Here is a 17,181-nt window from a genome sequence, read left to right on the forward strand (position 1 = left end):
CTGGACCGGATTCAGTCGGCCACCGCCAGGCCTCCCCTCGCCGAATTGTCCTTCTCGGCGCCGTCCGGCTCCGGGTAGGGTGCGCCCTCGCCGTCCCCGGGACTCCAGACGACCTTGGCCGACCACTCGCCGACCTTCCCGCTGCCCAGCGGGGACCGTCGCAGGGACACCGGAAGGTCGACGCCGAAGCTGCCCCCCACCGCCAGCGTCGGCAGCTGGCAGGTGTAGTCCGTACCCCGGGCGAAGACGAACGTCGTGCAGTCCGGGGGGAGGGAGGTGATCTCGAACCCGGTCGGCAGGGTCACCCGCAGCCGCGGCTCGGTGGCCCGCTGCGGTCCCTCGTTGCCGACGGTCAGGCGCAAGGTGCCCGACGCCGTGTCCGCGCCGTCGGGCGTAAGTCGAACGTCGCCACCACTGACGGAGAGATCGGTGACCCGCGGGTTCGCCGGGAAGGCGGTCGGTCCGCCCGACTGGACGAAGCGCCCGTCCGACCACGAGTAGCTCCGCCACTGTGGCTGCGCGAGTCCGTCCGCAACCCCGTCGCCTGCCGCGTCCACGACCTCCACCTCGACGGCGGTGCCCTTCGCGCGGATCCGGCGCATGCCGGCGATGCCGTCGGTCTCCCCGGTCACCAGGCCCATCGTCGCGATCCGGCCGTCCGTGGTCCGGTCGAAGGCGAGCACCCGGGACTCGCTCATCTCCAGCCCGCTGCAGATGATCAGGGCTGCGGTCTCCTGCGCCCCGTCCCGGTCCAGATCGGCATGGACGACCTGGACGATGCGCACGTCGAGTTCCGCGTCCGGCGAGAGCTTGGCGCGGCCGTCGGAGAACCGGACCTGCCCCGCCGGACAGTAGTCCTTCAGGTTCGTCGGCCAGGCGGGTAGCTCGAGGGTGGCGTCGCCCAACTCCGCCTCGCCGATCCGGCCGTCCGGCGGCGGCGCGGCGGGCGTCGACGTGGACGACGGGGTCGGCGAGGGGGGCGGGGAACTGGCGGAGGCGGACGGCGTCGCCGTGTTCCCCGGCGGTGCGGGCGGATCTGGGTCGACCCAGGTCGCCGCGAACGCCGGGGCGGCCGCCAGCACCATCGCCAGCACGCCGGCCGCCGCGATCCTGGCCGTACGGCGCCGGCGGGCGACCTGCTGAGCGGCGGCGGCGCCGGGCGGTGCCACCAGCGGCCCCCCCGAGGTGTACGCGGTGAAGATGTCGTTCAGGTTCGGCCCGGTGTCGTGCTCAGGCATCAGGCTCCTCCGTCCGAGTCGGAGAGTGCGGTGGCGAGCGCGGTACGGCCCCGGTGCAACCAGGACTTCACCGTCCCGGGAGCGACCCCTTCCTGGTCGGCGATGTCGGCGATGCTGAGGTCGGCCACGTGGAAGAGCACGACGGCTCGCCGCTGGTTCTCGGGCAGGGTGGCGAGTGCGCGAGCCAGCGCCACCCGGTCCGGGCCCGGCCCCTCGGTCACCTCGTCACGATGGAACCGCGCGTGCGCGCGGGCGGCCCGCAGCCTGCGCCAACGGTTCCGAGCCACGTTCAGCGCGACCGTGCGCACCCAGGCGGCCGGGCGGTCGTACCGGACGAGCCGGTCCCACCGGGGCCAGGCTCGGCTGAATGCCTCCTGCACCGCGTCCTGCGCCTGGCCGAGGTCGGCCGTGTATGCGTACAACTGGAGCATCAACGGCTGGAAGTTGGCCGCGTAGAACGCCTCGAAGCTGTCGCCCACGCCTCCCGTGGGCGTGGGCGACAGCTCCTCCGGGATGTCGCCGGGGTCGTGCATCCGCACCATCACGATGGCGCCTCCCCTGTTGGCTCGCCGCTCGAGTGCGGCTCTGCCCGGCACACCCCTTGCCACCAGCGCCGGTTGCAGGTGTCGCCGATGCGTCAGCGGCGGGGGGTGACCGTCGCCAGGAGTTCGGGCTGGCGGCGGTCCAGGACGTCGCCGGCCAGGTACGCGCCGAGCAGCGCTGCGCCCAGCCCGTACGCCGCACCGACCGGCAGGGCCAGCCAGAGCCACACGTCCCCGAGGAGTGCGGCGGCCACGATCATCGGGACGGCGGCGGCCGCCGAGGCGAGCATCGACAGGAGGGTCAGGAAGCTGCGGGCCACCCCGGCCCCGGTGTTGAGCGCGAACGGGTTGCTCGTCTCCGGCAGCGAGTACGCCCCGAGCACCGACAGGAACGTGTTGACCGCCAGCCCCGCGCCGTACGTGGCGAGCAGGCTGCCCGCCGTCAACCCGATCCAGCCCGGCTCGCCCAGGATCAGCGCGAGCACGACGGAGATGACCACGACCAGTGGCAGCACGTAGAGCGAGAACGCCGCCATCCGGGCGCGCAGCTCCACCTTTCCCGGTACGCCCGCGACCACGTTCGCCGCGTACGCGCTGCCGTCGAAGCCGAACTGGTTGGCCAGGGTGACCGCGGCGAGGACGCCGACGAACAGCATCGACAGGCTCACCAGCACCGGGGAGGACGTGTCCGGAGTGCCGAAGCCACCGGAGCCGTCGACGACGTTCGAGCCGCCCAGGTTGACCATGGCCGGGACGAACAGGCCGACCACCGCCACCGTGATGAGGTTCGCCCGCCGCCGGGCGTCCCGCCACCAGTACCGCGCCTCCCGTGCCACCAGCGCGCCGAACCGGTCCCGCGGGAGCCAGCCGAGCGCACGCGGGAAGAGCTGCGCGACGGGGGCGCCGCTCGCCTCCGGCCGGGTCGGGGCCTTGCCGCTGCTGGCCGCGCCGACCATCGCCGACTCCAGGGAGCGGGACCACCAGGTCAACAGCGCCCCCACGGCGAGCGCGGTGATCAGCAGCTTCACCGGCGCCGCCCACACCCGCCCCTGCGCGAGGTCGATGCCGACGGTCCACGGCGCCCCGAGCGGCGTCCAGCCGACCACCGTCGCCGCCGAGGTGAACCGGTCCCAGTCCGCGTCCCGGAGCGCGGCGGTCGCGGCCAGTTGCAGCGGGCCGATCAGCGCGGCGACCACAGCCAGCAGCACCGCCGCCAGGTCGCGGACCCGGCGGGAGCGCAGCATGGTGGCGAAGGCGCTGGTGACCGCGCGGGCGGCGGCGACGCACAGCAGCAGGCCGGCCACCACGCCGATCGCCTGCACCAGAGCGGCCGACCACCCGCCGAGCGCGCCGGCCGTGACCACCAGGCCGGAGAGCGCCAGCAGCACGGCGACCGCCGGGACGCTCACCAGCGCCGCCGCGAACAGACCGGTGACCAGCGTCCGGCGGGACAGCGGCAGCAGCGCGAACCGGGCCGGGTCCAGCGTCTCGTCCACGCCGAAGAAGACCAGCGGCAGCAGCAGCCAGCCGAGCACCATGAGCCCGCCGCCGAACGCCGCGACGAGCAGCGCGTACCGGTCGCTGTCGGCGAAACCCGGGGCGGCGAAGAGGAGGAAGCCGGTCACCGCGAACCAGAGCCCGACCAGCGAGCCCACCACGAAGAGGGCGATCCGCCAGCCCTGGCCACGGAAGTTGTTGCCCATCACCCGCAGCTTCAGCCGTACGAAGTGCCGTGCGGACACCCGCCGGGCCGGTGCCGCCGAGCCGGTCACCGCGACAGCCACGCCAGCTCCTCACCAGTCGCCGTACGCCCACCGACGACCTCCACGAAGACCTGCTCCAGCGAGCGGTCCCCGCGTACCTCGTCCAGCGTGCCGACGCGCTTGATGGTGCCGGCGGCGAGGATCGCGACGTGCGAGCAGAGCCGCTCCACGACCTCCATCACGTGGCTGGAGAACACGACCGTCCCGCCCCCGGCCACGTACCGCTGGAGGATGTCCCGGATCAGCGCCGCCGACACCGGGTCGACCGCCTCGAACGGCTCGTCCAGCACGAGCAGCCGGGGCCCGTGCAGCAGCGCGCAGGCCAGGCCGATCTTCTTCTTCATGCCGGCCGAGTAGTCCACCACCAGCGTCCGGCCGGCGTCGCCGAGGGCGAGCACGTCCAGCAGCTCCGCCGCCCGCTGGTCGACCACCGCCGGGTCCATCCCGCGCAGCAGACCGTGGTACGCGAGCAGCTCCGCGCCGCTCAGCCGGTCGAAGAGGCGTACGCCGTCGGGCATGACGCCGAGCAGCTGCTTCGCGCGGACCGGGTCGGCCCAGACGTCGTGCCCGAGCACCCAGGCGCGCCCGGCGTCCGGCCGGAGCAGGCCCACCGCCATCGACAGCGTGGTCGTCTTGCCGGCGCCGTTCGGGCCGAGCAGGCCGTAGAACGACCCGGCCGGCACGTCGAGGTCGACGCCGGCCACCGCCACCTTGTCGTCGAAGCGCTTGGCCAGCCCACGCAACGCGAGGGCCTGGTGCTCACCAGTCATGCGTCCGACCGTATCCGGCGAGGGCCAGCCGACCGCTCCCGCTGAGGGATGATCCACCGTCATTCCTCGGGCGTAGCCATGCAACCGGCTCTTCGCGCCAGGCGTATGGAGGGCAGGACCTGGACCGAGGGGCGAGGTGTGAACGGGGATGGTGGCTTCCAGCAGTTCTACCGCGGGGAGATCGGCCATGCCTGATCTGCTCTTCGCCGAGCCGCACCGCGACACCGAGCGCCTGCTCGGGGAACCCGCCGACCAGGTGGGCCGGAGTGCCCGCCGTACCCGGATCGCCGCCGGCCTCGCCGGTGCCGTCGCCGTCGCCACGGTCGTCAGCGCCTGGGTGGCCGTGGCGGGCCGTCCGGACGCCGCGCCGCCACCGGCACCTACGACGGAAAGCCCGACGCCGAGCGTGGCCCCCAGCCGGACCGCCGGTCCGACGCCGTCGGTCCAGCCGTCGACGCCGTCGACCCCGGGTGCCGGCAGCGGCCCGCCGAGCGCCGGTACGCCGCCCCGGTCGGTCCCGGCCGCGGCGATGCTGCGACTCGCCGACCTGCCCGACGATTTCCGGTCCCTCAGGAGCGACGTGGGCGGCGACTGGCCGCTGGAGTCGCTGGCGGTCCACTGCCGCGACACCTCGCCCTCGCTGCTGGTCGGCGAGGTGGGCCGACGCGACGTCCGGTTCGACTCGCAGACCGACGTGCTCATCGAGCGGGTGACCCGTCATTCGGGCGATGCCGCCGCCACGGTGATGGACAACGCGCGCCGGCTGGTCGCGGGCTGTGTCCCGAACCGCCCGGGCGACTCGCTCACCCTTCTGGCCGACGGGTTGGGTGGAGCCGAGTCGCTGCTGGTGGGCTCGGTCATCGAGGGCGAGCCGGGCCGCTTGCTCCTCGTCCGTGCGGGCGACCTGGTGGCACAGGTCCGGTTGGGCGACCAGGCGACCGAGCACGAGGCGCGGTCCTACGTTCGTACGGTGGCGAGCCGGCTCTGCGCGGGCACGGACGCCTGCTGAGAGTTGTTGGCAGGGGGACCTTCCGCTACCGCGCGTCAAGAGGGGCTCTTCCTTACAAGCGCAGGGCTTCGGGGGCGTGCAGGCGGAGCATCGTGGCGCCGATACCGGCCGGGACGCGGCGGCGGGTCGCCACCGACACCGCCACCATCACGGTGAAGGCGAGCGGAACCGTCCAGGCGGCCGGCTGCGCGGTGAGCGTGGCCGGCCAGCCGGACAGCGGCGGCCCGAGCACCGTCACCAGCACCGCCCCGACGGCGGCGCCGCCACCGGTCAGCACGCCGGCGGCCGCGCCGAGGTCGGTCAGCCCCCGCCACCAGATGCCGAGCACGAGCAGCGGGCAGAAGCTCGACGCGGCGACCGCGAAGGCCAGCCCCACCACCTGCGACACGTCCAGCCCGGAGACGTTGAGCGCGAGCACCGCGGGCACCGTGCCCGCGATCACCGTGGCCAGCCGGAACCCGCGGACCGAGCCCCGCCCCAGCACGTCCGTCGAGATGACCCCGGCGACGCTGGTGAGCAGCCCGGACGAGGTGGAGAGGAACGCGGCGAACGCCCCCGCGGCGACCAGTGCGGCGAGCAGCCGCCCCGTCGTGCCGTCGCCGAGCGCCGCGCCGGGCAGCAGGACCACCACCGCGTCGGTCTGCCCGGTGATCAGCAGGTGTGGCGTGTAGATCCGGCCGAGCACCCCGTAGATGGTCGGGAGCAGGTAGAAGGCGCCGACCAGGGCGAGCACGACCAGCGTGGTGCGGCGGGCGGCGGCGCCGTCGGGGTTGGTGTAGAAGCGGACCAGTACGTGCGGCAGTCCCATGGTGCCCAGGAACGTGGCGAGGATCAGCGAGTACGTGGCGAACAGCCCTCGGTCGTCGTCCCCGGCGGTGCTGGGCAGCAGCCAGTCCGCCGCGTCCGTGGCCACCCCGGAGACCTCCGGCACCGGGTCACCCGCCGCGAACGTCAGTTCGTCGCCGGGGCGTACCTCCCGGGTGGCCCCGTCGGGCAGGGTGAGCGTCGCGGGATGCTCGACCACGACGGTTGTCGCGGCCCGGAACGTCGGCCCGTCGGGCGGGGTCACCGCCGGGCGGGCGTCGGCCTGCCACTGCAACGCCAGGAAGATCGCGGGTACGGCGAGCGCGGTCAGCTTCAGCCAGTACTGGAAGGCCTGCACGAAGGTGATCGCGCGCATGCCGCCGAGCGCCACGTTCGCCGTGACCACCGCCGCGACCACGAGGGCGCCCACGGGGTACGGCGAGCCGACCAGCGTGGCCAGCGTCAACCCGGCGCCCTGCAACTGGGGTACGAGGTAGAGCCACCCGATGAAGATCACGAAGACGGTGGCGAGCGTACGCAGCCACCGGGAGCCGAGCCGCAGCTCGCAGAAGTCGGGCAGGGTGAACGCGCCGGAGCGGCGCAGCGGCGCGGCGACGAAGAGCAGCAGTGCGAGGTAACCGGCGGCGAACCCGACCGGATACCAGAGCACGTCGACGCCGTACTTGAGGATCAGGCCGGCGATGCCGAGGAAGCTCGCGGCCGACAGGTACTCGCCGCCGATCGCCGCGGCGTTCCAGGTCGGGCTGACCATCCGGGACGCGACCAGGAAGTCCGAGGTGGTGCGGGCGAGGCGCAGGCCGTAGAAGCCGATGCCGACGGTGACCAGAGTAACCGCCACGATCGCCGGGACGACGTACCCGTTGTCCACCTCAGCGCTCCGGCCGCTGGACCAGGTCGGTGAAGTCCTGCTCGTTGCGCTCGGCCAGCCGCACGTACGCCCAGCCGACCGCGACCAGCAACGGGAAGGCGGCCACCCCGAGCAGCAGCCACGGCAGGTTCACCCCGAGCACGGTGACCCGGCCGACCGAGGGAGCGATGGCGAACAGCCACGGCAGCCCGCCGAGCCCGATCGCCACCACCAGCGACAGCCGCAGCGCGAGGGAGAGCTGTGCGCGGACCAGGCCCCGGACCAGCGCCTCGCCGACCCGGGTCTGCTGGGCCAGCTCGGTGCGGGTGCGGTCGGTGCGCGTCTCGCGCCGCACCACGTCGGCCAGCACGATGCGGGTGCGCTCCGGCGGCCGGGCGGCCTGGGCCGGCACCCGGCCGGGGTCGTCACGTCGGAGCGGCGCCCCGGGCCGTGTCCGTGCCCGGGGCGCCTGGCCGGGATCGTCGGCAGCGGCCACTCCGGCAGTCTGGCCCGATCGCCGGGAATGTCAAGCGGTGCACAGGAGGCCTGTGGACAACTTGTGGAGAACGCGTCACCCCTGTGGATAACATCCGCGCCGGCGCGGGTGACCTGCGCCGACGACCCTGGTCCGTTGTGGGTGACGGTCGATGCGGGACCACCCGCTGACGCTTCCCGGCGTCTTCCGACCGTCACCTCGGAACCTTCCGCCCCGCCCGCGAGTGGAAGAGGTGGAGGAGGGAGGTGACGGTGTCCGACGACGACGTCATCGGCGACATCTACGCCGGGTGCTTCCGGCGGCTCGTGGTGCAGCTCTACGCGGTGACCGGAGACCTGGGCGAGGCCCAGGAGGCGGTCCAGGAGGCGTTCACCCGCGCGCTCGCGCGGCCCCGGCGGTTCGTGCGGTTGGACAACCCGGAGGCGTGGCTGCGCCGGGTCGCCGTGAACGTGGCCCGTACCCGGCACCGGCGCCGCCGGGTACTCGACCGGCTGCTGCACCGGATCGGACCACCGCCGATGGTCGCCGACACCGCGCCCGAGCACCTGGCGCTGCTCGCCGCCCTGCGCGAGCTGCCCACGGGACAGCGGCAGGCGCTGGCTCTGCACTACCTCGTCGACCTGCCGGTGGACGAGGTCGCCCACGCCCTCGGCGTCTCGGTCGGCACCGTCAAGTCCCGGTTGTCCCGGGGCCGGACGGCCCTCGCCGCGCGGCTCACCGACCCTGACTCCGACCCGACGCGAACCGGGAGGATCGATGTCCGATCGTGAGTTCACCGGGTTCGACACCGCGACGGTCGCCGACGCGGTACGCCAGCCACCCCTCGACGAGCTGTGGGCCACCGTCCGCGCACGACGCCGACGGCGGGTCGCCGGGATGGCCCTGGTCGCCGTGGTGGTGACGGTCGGAATGACGGCCGTGCCGCTGGGCGACCGGTCGCCGGGCGTCGACTGGGCCACGCCCGAGCCGACCGCCACCCGGGAGGATCGCGGGACGCGGCTCTTCCTCACCGGCGGCGACAGCGCGGTCGGTGTGGAGCACCGGAGCTGCGTGCTCCGCTTCGCCCATACCCGGGACGCCGGCCGGACCTGGAGCGACTACGCGACGGCGGTGTACCAGGTACCGGGCTGCCGGCCGGACGAGAACGGGATGGCCTCCACCGACCTGCGGTTCACCGTGCTCGACGAGCGTTCCTACCTGGTGTTACACAACGGCGAGCGCCACCTCTCCACCGACCACGGCCGCACCTGGCGGTCGGCGGACGAGGCGATGGTGACGGTGACGGCCTTTCCGAGGGTCGCCCGCCCGGTCTTCTGTCAGGAGGGATGCGGTGCGATGGCCGAGCCGCTGGCGACCGACCCGGGGACGGGAACGGTCTACCGGCTGCGGGGCGAGCCGGTGTCTCCGTACCCGCCGTTCAGCATCTACCCGGCTGCGGACGGGGCGATCTGGGTGACGTACTGGCCGGGGGACGCGGATCTGCGGGCGACCGTCGCGCGCAGCGTGGACCGGGGGGCCACCTGGCGTACGTCCAAGGCGCCGGCCGGCGCCTCGGTGACCGCCGTGGCGGCGGTGAGCGGCACGGAGGCGTACCTGTTGACCGAGCCGGACCCGCCGCCCGGGACCGAGCCCATGAAGCCCGGAGTCGCGTCGCGGCTGCTGCACACCACCGACGGCGGACGGACCTGGACGGACGTCGGCACCGACCTGCCCAGCACCCCGGTCGTGCGCGGCTTCACGATCGGCGCGGACGGTTCCTTGATGATCTCGGACAGCCGGCACGAGGCCGACAGGGTCACAGATCACCTGCTGGTAAGCCGCGACGGTGGCCGGCACTTCACCCGTGTGCGCGAGAACGGCCGGGAGGGCGGGACAGGGGTGGCGCCCGGGAGCGCCTGGCTCTACGGCCGGGACGACATGTCCGTGCTCGGTCCCGACCACGTGCAGCTCACCACCGATGGCGAGACGTGGGTGCGCTTCTCGCTGCCGGACTGACGGGAGCCGTCCGTGGGCCGGGCACACGGGGGCCCGGCCCACCGACGAGGGTCACTCCAGGCCGACGCGGACGGGGTGGGCGGAGGCGGACCCGAGCCAGGTGTGCGGGTTGCCCCACCAGCACCAGCCCAGCTTCGGCGCGCCCTGGCTGATCCAGATCGCCGGCACCCGCTTGTCGCCGCAGCGGGAGCCGACCAGGGAGAAGCACTTGTTCTTCGCCAGGGCCGGCGGGTGCAGCGTGACGAAGGCGAGGCCCTCGTCGATGGTGAGCGGCAGCCGGTCCTGGCCGGTGATCACCTCCATCGCGGAGGCGGGGGCCAGGTTGCGCGTCTCCTCACCCCGATCGACGTCGAAGAGGAGGTACGCCGGCCCGGCCGGCACCTCCAGCTCCTTGATCGGATCGAAGCGGGCCAGGTCGCCCTCGGCGTAGTGCCGGTCGACGATCCCGGGCCTGCTCTTGCCCGCCAGGGTGGTCAGTGCGACGCGCGCCTCGACGGGCACCAGGTCGCGCGTCACGACCAGGAGGAACGGCACGCGCCCCTCGGTCGGGGCGGGCAGCCCGGTCGCGCCGGTGACCGCCGCCGCCCGCAACGGGACGACCAGGTCGCGGAAGCTCTCCGGGCTGAGGCCGGCCAGTGCGGGGTAGCCCAGTTCCACGAGTCGGTGCACCTGGCGGTCGAACTCTGCGCCGGGGTCGAAGGGGGTATCGGTCACGGGCGTCCTCCTCGGGCTCGTACGGCCTACCGTACAGTGTACGGCAAGCCGCATCTATTCCCGGTCCGGCCGATCACGTCGTTCGGGACCCCGCCACAGCGACGGGCATGGATACTATCCCGCCCGTGCTGCTCCCCCTCGTGGCCGCCGCCACCGTCGCCGGCGCCGGCTGGGGGCTGCTGCTGCCCGGGCTGATCGACCGGTACGCGGTGGAGTGGCCGGACGGCCAGCCGAAGCCGCCCTGGCGCAGTGCCTGCCCCGACTGCGCGACGGCGAGCCCGCCCTGGTGGCGGTCGACGGGCCGGTGCCTGGAGTGCGGGCGGCGACCCGTACCCGGCTCGGCGGTCACCGTGCCGCTGTCCGCGGCCGCCGGCGCGGCCGCCGCGGTGGCGGCCGGCCCGTCCTGGGCGCTGCCTGCGTTCCTGCTGCTGGCCGCCCTCGCGGTGCCGCTGGCCCTGGTCGACCTGCGCGTGCTGCGGCTGCCCGACCCGCTGGTCGGTGCCGCCTTCCTCGGCGGGGTGGTGCTCCTGGCGGTGGCGGCGCTCGCGGAGGAGGCCGTCCCGGCACTGGTACGCGGTGCGCTCGCCGTGGTGGTCTGCGCCGCCGGCTACCTCGCGCTCGCCCTGCTGCCCCGCTCTCCGCTCGGCTTCGGCGACGTGAAGCTCGGCGCCGTCCTCGGGCTCCACCTCGGCTGGCTGGGGTGGCCGGCCGTCGGGGCCGGTGTGGTGCTCGCCCCGCTGGTGAACCTGCCGCTCGTCGCCGGCCTCCTGATCACCCGTCGCGCCGGCTGGCGGACCCCCGTCCCGTACGGGCCGGCGATGCTCGGAGCCGCGCTCCTCGCGATGCTCGTCGGTTAGCGGCTCCAGTCCTGCTTGGCCGCCCGGACCAGCTTGTCCTTCAACTCCCGGGTGTGCCGCCGGCTGACCGGCAGCTCGGTCGAGTCGACCACCACCACGTAGCCGGAGTTGACCAGCCGCAGCTCGGCGATGAGCTTCAACTGCACCAGGTAGGACCGGTGGATCCGGACGAACCCGGCATCCGCCCAGCGCTCGGCCAGGGTCGCCAGCGACACCCGGACCAGGTGCGAGCCGTCGGCGGTGTGCAGCCGGGCGTAGTCGCCCTGCGCCTCCACCCAGCGCACCGCCGAGCGGGGCAGCATGCGGGTCGTCCCGGCCAGCTCGACCGGGATGGTCGGATCCTCCTCGGCCCGGGCCAACGCCGCCGGATGGGTCGGCACCACCCGCGATCCGATCACCCGGCGCAGCGACTCGGCCAGCCGCTCGGCGCGGACCGGCTTGCGGACGTAGTCGGTGGCGCCCAGGTCGAACGCGTCCACCGCGCCGTCGTCGTACGCGGTGACGAAGACGATCGCCGGGGGCCGGGCGAAGCGCCGCAGCACCCGGGCCAGCTCCATGCCGTCCAGGCCGGGCATCCGGATGTCGAGGAAGACCACGTCCACGTCGTCGTCGCGGAGCACCCGCAGCGCCTCGGTGGCGTCCCCGGCCGTGTGCAGCCGGGCCACCCGCGGGTCGGTCCGCAGGTGGTACGCCAGCTCGTCCAGCGCCGGCGGCTCGTCGTCCACCGCCAGCACCCGCAAAAACCCGCTCATGTCGGCACTCCGCTTCGCTCCGTGCCGCCATGAGGCACAAGCGCGCTGTGCTTGATGGTTCGCTCGCTGCGCTCGCTCACGACCCCGCCCGTACGCCGGGGTGGAACTTCGGCACGCGAATGCTGACCTTCGTGCCGGAACCGATGCCGGTCTCCACCACCAGCCCGAAGCCGTCCCCGAAGACCGACCGGAGCCGCTCGTCGACGTTGGAGAGGCCCACGTGGCCGCCCGCGTCGTCGCCGGGGTCGCCACTGGCGCCGGCCAGCTCGGCGATGCCGGCGGTCAGCGCGGCCGGATCCATCCCCACTCCGTCGTCCTCCACCGTTATGTGGCATTCGGTGCCCGCGTCGCGGGCCTCGATGCTCACCATGCCCGTGCCGGGCTTTCGGGACAACCCGTGGCGCACCGCGTTCTCGACCAGTGGCTGGAGGCAGAGAAAGGGCAGCGTGACCGGCAGGACCTCCGGCGCGATCTGGAGCCGCACCTGGAGCCGGTCGCCGAACCGGGCGCGCTCGATGGTCAGGTAACGGTCGATCGACCGCAGCTCCTCGGCGAGCGTCGTGAACTCACCGTGGGCCCGGAACGAGTAGCGGGTGAACTCGGCGAACTCCAGGAGCAGCTCCCGGGCGCGGTCCGGGTCGGTGCGGACGAACGAGCCGATCGCGGTCAGCGCGTTGTAGATGAAGTGCGGGCTGATCTGCGCCCGCAGCGCGCGTACCTCGGCCCGGGCCATCCGCTCCCGCGAGGAGTCGAGCTCGGCCAGGGCGAGCTGGTTCCCGGCCCAGTGCGCCGTCTCCAGCGTCGCCTGCACCAGGCCGGGCGCGGGTGCGCCGTCGGCGACGGCGAGGAGCGCGCCGACGACCCGCCCGTCCACCCCCGTCAGCGGGGCGACCACCGCTCCCCGCACCGGGCAGTCCACCCGGTCGCAGTGCAGCTCCGCCTCCCCGAGCACGGTCGACCGGCCGACCGCCACCGCCCGCCGGGCCGCCGCGACCAGTTGGGCCTCGTGGTGCGCGCCGCGTCCGTCGAGGGCGAGCAGCCCGTCGGCGTCGGTCAGCGCCAGGCCGACCGCGCCGACCAGGGCCCGCAGATGACGTACGGCCTTCGCCGCGTTCGCGGTGGTCAGCCCGGCGCGCAGCGGCTCGGCGGCGAGCCCGGCGGTGTGCAGCACCTCGTACGTGGCCCGCTGGGTGGCGGTGGCGATGCCCCGGCGCCCGCGCAGGCGTACGACCGCGAACAGGGCCGCGGCCAGCGCGGTGACCAGCGAGACGACGCCGACGACGGCGGAGAGGTTGCCACCCACGCAGCGATCCTTGCCCCTGTGGGCCGCCCCGCCAAGAGGTCAGTACGCGCCCTTGCGGGCGAGCACCACCCCGACCGTCCGCCACAGGATGCTCAGGTCGTACGCCAGCGACCAGTTGTCGACGTAGTAGAGGTCCAGCCGGACCGCCTCGTCCCAGGACAGGTCGGAGCGGCCGGAGACCTGCCACAGACCCGTCATGCCGGGCTTGACCAGCAGCCGCCGCCGGACGTCGCCGAGGAAGTCACCGTCGTCGGCGGGCAGCGGGCGCGGCCCGACCAGCGACATCTCACCCTTCAGCACGTTGATCAACTGAGGCAGTTCGTCGAGCGACGACGCGCGCAGGAAACGGCCCACCGGGAACACCCGGGGATCCTGCTTGATCTTGAAGAGCATGCCGTCGGTCTCGTTCTGGTCGACCAGGCCGGCCAGCCGGTCCTCGGCGTCGACGTACATGGTGCGGAACTTCCAGACCCGGAAGGTCCGCCCCTCGTGGCCGACCCGGGGCTGGCGGAAGAAGACCGGGCCCGGGTCGGAGATCCGGATCGCGACGGCGATCGCGAGGAAGATCGGGGCCAGCAGCAGCAGGCCGAGCCCGGCGGCCATCCGGTCGAGCAGGTTCTTCGCCAGCAGCGCCGGCCCGGAGAGGGTGGGCTCCTCCACGTGCAGCAGCGGCAGGCCCTCGATCGGCCGGATGTGCACCCGGGGGCCGGCGATGTCGGTCAGTTGCGGGGCCACGATCAGGTCGACGCCCGAGCCCTCCAGTTGCCAGGCCAGGCGGCGCAGCTCACCCGGCTCGGCGCTGGCCGACCCGCAGACGGCGATCGTGTCGCCGCCCACCTCGCGGACCAGGGCGAGGACGTCCCGCCCGGCGTAGATCGGGACCGGCGTCTCCACGCCCCGGGCCGCCGCGTACCCGTCGGTGATGTGGATGGCGACCGGCACCAGGCCGGCGGCCGGGCTGCGGGTGACCGACCGGTGGACCTCCAGGCACTCCGGCAGGGTGCCCACCAGCACCATCCGGTGCCCGGCCTGGCCGACGTTGCGCCGGACGACGTGCAGCACGAACCGGGCCAGGATGCGGCCCAGCAGGACCAGCAGCAGCGCGAGGAGCAGCGCGGTGCCGACCGTGAACCGGGACAGGTCGGTCTTGGTGGCGAACGCCAGGAAGGAGACCGTCGCGCAGACCGCCACCCCGCTCCGCATCACCCGCTTGAACTCGTCCGGCCCGAGGCCCAGGTACCGCCGGTCGTACGACCGGTTGAACCAGAGGATGACCACCCAGCCGAGCGGCAGCAGCCCGAACGCCACGGTGTAGAACCAGGTCGGGTCGTCGTGGGCTTGGTAGAAGCCGGACCGGGCCTGGTCGAAGGTGCGGATCGCGGTGAAGCTGGCGAAGGCCGCGGCGGCGAAGTCCAGCAGCAGCAGAATGGCGGTGTAGGGGCGGTGCCAGCGGGAGACCCGGCGCCGGGCGCGGGCCCATGCCGACCGGGGTACGCCGTTGGGGGACGGCGGTGTCGGCGGCTGGATCTCGAAGCTGTCGACGTGCCGCACGAGTTTGCTCGGCCCTTCGTTGGATACCGGGCGCTGGAGGCTTGTCGTCACCTCACCCATGTCCTCCCGCATGACGCGAGCCGCTCACTCGGCGTGAGGGACTCGCATCGCCCACCGTCCCAGTCTCCCACGCGGTCACCGGACCCGGACGCTGCCCCGGGGGGCGTGGCGTCGGGACGTACCGCATGGCATCTGGCCGGCTCCGGACCATTTCAGAAGCCGGGGACCGAGCCACTATACCGATGGATGAGGGCCGGAGTGGAGACGCGACCCGGACGTTCGTCGCGCGGCGGCCAATTCCTCTCCGTAGTCGGTGAGGGTTGTCACTCACCGTACCAACCGGGACAACCGTCGGTCGGCGAGCGGCTTGCCGCCGGTCTGACAGGTCGGGCAGTACTGGAGGCTCGAGTCGGCGAACGAGACCTCCCGGACGGTGTCGCCACAGACCGGACAGGGCAGCCCGGTCCGGGCGTGCACCTTCAGCCCGGAGCGCTTCTCGCCCTTCAGCTCCGCCGCCCGCTGGCCCACCGACCGGGCCACCGCGTCGCCGAGCACGTCCCGGGTCGCGGCGTGCAGGGTGACGAGCTGCTCGTCGGTGAGCCGGTTGGTCAGCGCGAACGGCGACAGCTTCGCCGCGTGCAGGATCTCGTCGGAGTACGCGTTGCCCACCCCGGCCAGCACCGTCTGGTCGGTGAGCACGCCCTTGACCTGGCCCTTCCGGCTGCGGATGCGCTCGGCGAAGGTGGCCGGGTCGGCGGCGAGCGCGTCGGGGCCGAGGCGGGCCACCCCGGGTACCGCCGCCGGATCGGTCACCAGGTACCCGGCGAGGCTCTTCTGCGTGCCGGCCTCGGTCAGGTCGAACCCGGAGCCGTCGTCGAGGCGTACCCGCAGCGCGACCGGGCCCTTTCCGGGGCGCAGCGGTGCGCTCGACGGGAAGGCCTCCCGGTAGTGCAGCCAGCCCGCGCGGGCCAGGTGGACCACCAGGTGCAGGTCGTCGCCGAGCACCACGTCGAGGAACTTGCCGTGGCGACGCGCGTCGGTCACCACCCGTCCGGCCGCGGCCGTGGGCGCCGGGTCGTACGTCTTCAGGGCGCTGATCGCGGCGACCTCCAGGCGGTCGACACACCGGCCCACCGCGCGCTGGCGCAGGTACTCCGCGAGCGCCTCAACCTCCGGTAGTTCGGGCACCAGCCAACGGTAGCCTTCTTTCCCGTGAGAGTCGTGGTGGCGCACAACCGGTACCGGGAGGCCCAGCCGTCCGGCGAGAACACGATCGTCGACGCGGAGATCGCCCAGCTGACCGCGGCGGGGGTGGAGGTGCTGCCGTTCCTGCGCAGCTCCGACGAGATCCCGTCGATGCCTCGGTCCGCCAAGGCGCTGCTGCCGATCTCCCCGATCTACGCGCCGCGCGCCCAGCAGGAGCTGAGCCGCCTGCTCACCGAGCAGCGGCCGGACGTGCTGCACCTGCACAACCCGTACCCCCTGCTCTCGCCCTGGGTGGTGCGGACCGCGCACCGGCACGGGGTGCCGGTGGTGCAGACGGTGCACAACTACCGGCAGGTCTGCTCCTCGGGGCTGTACTTCCGGGACGGAATGATCTGCCAGGACTGCCGGGGCCGGGTGCTGGGCGTGCCCGCCGTCGTGCACCGCTGCTACCGGGGCTCGCGGGCGCAGAGCGCGCTGATGGCGACGACGCTCGCGGTGCACCGGGGCACCTGGCGGTCGGTGGACCGCTTCATCGCGCTGACCACGGCGGTCGCCGACCACCTGCGCGACTACGGCATTCCGGACGAACGGATCGTGGTGAAGCCGAACGCGATCCCCGACCCGGGACCGCCGGCCCCGCTCGGCACCGGCTTCCTCTTCCTCGGCCGGCTCTCGCCCGAGAAGGGGCTCGACCTGCTGCTGGACGCCTGGCGCCGGCACCCGGACGGCGCGTTCGGGCCGCTGCGCATCGCCGGGGACGGCGAGCTGCGGCCACTCGTCGAGGCCGCCGCCGAGCGCGCGGACGTGACGTTCCTCGGCCCGCTGGACCGGGCCGGCGTCCGCGCCGCGCTCGAGTCCAGCGCGGTCGTGCTGGCCACCTCCACCTGGCACGACGTGCTGCCGACCGTGATCATCGAAGCGCTGGCCGCCGGCCGTCCGGTGCTCGGCACCGCCCTCGGCGGCATCCCGTACCTGGTCGGCGCCGACACCCCGCGCGAGCCCGCCGGCACCGGCCCGGCCGTCACCGCCTCGGCGGCCGCCCCGGCGACCGGGCCGGGCTCCCCGCCGCCGGCCACGGCCGCCGCCGTGCCGGCCGGGATCGTGGCCGGGGAGGCGGGCTGGGTGGTGCCGCCGGAGCCGGCCGCGCTGGCCGCCGCCCTACCGGTGGCCGCCGCGGGCGCCGCCGCGCTGTCCCCGGCCGCCCGCTCCCGCTACGAGCGCACCTTCCACCCCGACGTGGTCACCAAACGCCTGATCGACATCTACGCCGCCGTCTCCCGCACCCCCCGCTGACGGACGAGCACTTTCACCGA

15 protein-coding genes and 1 pseudogene are annotated in these 17,181 nt (G+C 73.8%); 5 read left to right on the top strand and 11 right to left on the bottom strand.

The window, feature by feature from the left end; all coding sequences use genetic code 11:
• Positions 1-11 precede the first annotated feature (11 nt).
• The 4 genes and pseudogenes from ACTMS0_RS05285 to ACTMS0_RS05300 form a co-directional block, all read right to left on the bottom strand.
• Positions 12-1,238: a hypothetical protein gene (locus ACTMS0_RS05285; protein WP_441153915.1), complete on the bottom strand. Its 1,227-nt coding sequence runs from the start codon at positions 1,236-1,238 to the stop codon at positions 12-14.
• Positions 1,231-1,783, bottom strand: a pseudogene (locus ACTMS0_RS05290) (SigE family RNA polymerase sigma factor). The gene ACTMS0_RS05285 and the pseudogene ACTMS0_RS05290 overlap by 8 nt, the downstream one beginning before the upstream one ends.
• Positions 1,784-1,875: 92 nt before the next feature.
• Positions 1,876-3,564 (bottom strand): ABC transporter permease, encoded by a 1,689-nt coding sequence (locus ACTMS0_RS05295; RefSeq protein ID WP_441153916.1) that lies wholly within the window; start codon positions 3,562-3,564, stop codon positions 1,876-1,878.
• Positions 3,549-4,313, bottom strand: coding sequence for an ABC transporter ATP-binding protein (locus ACTMS0_RS05300; RefSeq protein ID WP_441153917.1), 765 nt, complete (start codon positions 4,311-4,313; stop codon positions 3,549-3,551). The genes ACTMS0_RS05295 and ACTMS0_RS05300 overlap by 16 nt, the downstream gene beginning before the upstream one ends.
• Positions 4,314-4,500: 187 nt before the next feature.
• Here ACTMS0_RS05300 and ACTMS0_RS05305 point away from each other — a divergent pair, with 187 nt between their 5' ends.
• Positions 4,501-5,322, top strand: coding sequence for a hypothetical protein (locus tag ACTMS0_RS05305; protein WP_441153918.1), 822 nt, complete (start codon positions 4,501-4,503; stop codon positions 5,320-5,322).
• A gap of 52 nt (positions 5,323-5,374) precedes the next feature.
• On the opposite strand, the gene ACTMS0_RS05310 is transcribed toward ACTMS0_RS05305, so the two are convergent.
• Positions 5,375-7,015 (bottom strand): sodium/solute symporter, encoded by a 1,641-nt coding sequence (locus tag ACTMS0_RS05310; RefSeq protein WP_441153919.1) that lies wholly within the window; start codon positions 7,013-7,015, stop codon positions 5,375-5,377.
• 1 nt (position 7,016) lies between these two features.
• Positions 7,017-7,406, bottom strand: coding sequence for a hypothetical protein (locus tag ACTMS0_RS05315; RefSeq protein WP_441154017.1), 390 nt, complete (start codon positions 7,404-7,406; stop codon positions 7,017-7,019).
• Between the two features lie 335 nt (positions 7,407-7,741).
• On the opposite strand from ACTMS0_RS05315, the gene ACTMS0_RS05320 reads away from it, so the two are divergent.
• The gene (locus ACTMS0_RS05320; RefSeq protein ID WP_441153920.1) at positions 7,742-8,260 is read left to right on the top strand and encodes an RNA polymerase sigma factor; all 519 of its coding nucleotides are present in this window, start codon (positions 7,742-7,744) and stop codon (positions 8,258-8,260) included.
• On the top strand, positions 8,247-9,485 hold the full coding sequence (locus ACTMS0_RS05325; RefSeq protein ID WP_441153921.1) for a WD40/YVTN/BNR-like repeat-containing protein: 1,239 nt from the start codon (positions 8,247-8,249) through the stop codon (positions 9,483-9,485). Before ACTMS0_RS05320 ends, ACTMS0_RS05325 begins: the two co-directional genes overlap by 14 nt.
• Before the next feature lie 51 nt (positions 9,486-9,536).
• Here the strand turns inward: ACTMS0_RS05325 and ACTMS0_RS05330 are convergent, their stop codons facing one another.
• Positions 9,537-10,199, bottom strand: a complete 663-nt coding sequence (locus ACTMS0_RS05330; protein ID WP_441153922.1) for a DUF5701 family protein — start codon at positions 10,197-10,199, stop codon at positions 9,537-9,539.
• 125 nt (positions 10,200-10,324) lie between these two features.
• On the opposite strand from ACTMS0_RS05330, the gene ACTMS0_RS05335 reads away from it, so the two are divergent.
• Complete coding sequence (locus ACTMS0_RS05335) at positions 10,325-11,056, top strand: prepilin peptidase (RefSeq protein ID WP_441153923.1); 732 nt, start codon at positions 10,325-10,327, stop codon at positions 11,054-11,056.
• On the opposite strand, the gene ACTMS0_RS05340 is transcribed toward ACTMS0_RS05335, so the two are convergent.
• From ACTMS0_RS05340 to ACTMS0_RS05355, 4 genes are all read right to left on the bottom strand, one after another.
• A complete protein-coding gene (locus ACTMS0_RS05340) occupies positions 11,053-11,808 on the bottom strand; it encodes a LytR/AlgR family response regulator transcription factor (RefSeq protein ID WP_441153924.1) in 756 nt (251 codons plus the stop codon). The two genes, ACTMS0_RS05335 and ACTMS0_RS05340, sit on opposite strands and share 4 nt — an antisense overlap.
• Before the next feature lie 76 nt (positions 11,809-11,884).
• Positions 11,885-13,111, bottom strand: coding sequence for a sensor histidine kinase (locus ACTMS0_RS05345; protein WP_441153925.1), 1,227 nt, complete (start codon positions 13,109-13,111; stop codon positions 11,885-11,887).
• A 39-nt stretch (positions 13,112-13,150) separates the two neighbouring features.
• Positions 13,151-14,722, bottom strand: coding sequence for a sugar transferase (locus ACTMS0_RS05350; protein ID WP_441154018.1), 1,572 nt, complete (start codon positions 14,720-14,722; stop codon positions 13,151-13,153).
• Between the two features lie 267 nt (positions 14,723-14,989).
• Positions 14,990-15,850 carry an Fpg/Nei family DNA glycosylase gene (locus tag ACTMS0_RS05355; protein WP_441153926.1) on the bottom strand — a complete coding sequence of 287 codons (861 nt, stop codon included), beginning with the start codon at positions 15,848-15,850 and terminating at the stop codon, positions 14,990-14,992.
• Between the two features lie 24 nt (positions 15,851-15,874).
• Here ACTMS0_RS05355 and ACTMS0_RS05360 point away from each other — a divergent pair, with 24 nt between their 5' ends.
• Positions 15,875-17,161, top strand: coding sequence for a glycosyltransferase family 4 protein (locus ACTMS0_RS05360; protein ID WP_441153927.1), 1,287 nt, complete (start codon positions 15,875-15,877; stop codon positions 17,159-17,161).
• The last annotated feature ends 20 nt before the right edge of the window (positions 17,162-17,181 follow it).

It is taken from the genome of Micromonospora sp. H33 (genome assembly GCF_052068455.1).
GTDB lineage: Bacteria > Actinomycetota > Actinomycetes > Mycobacteriales > Micromonosporaceae > Micromonospora.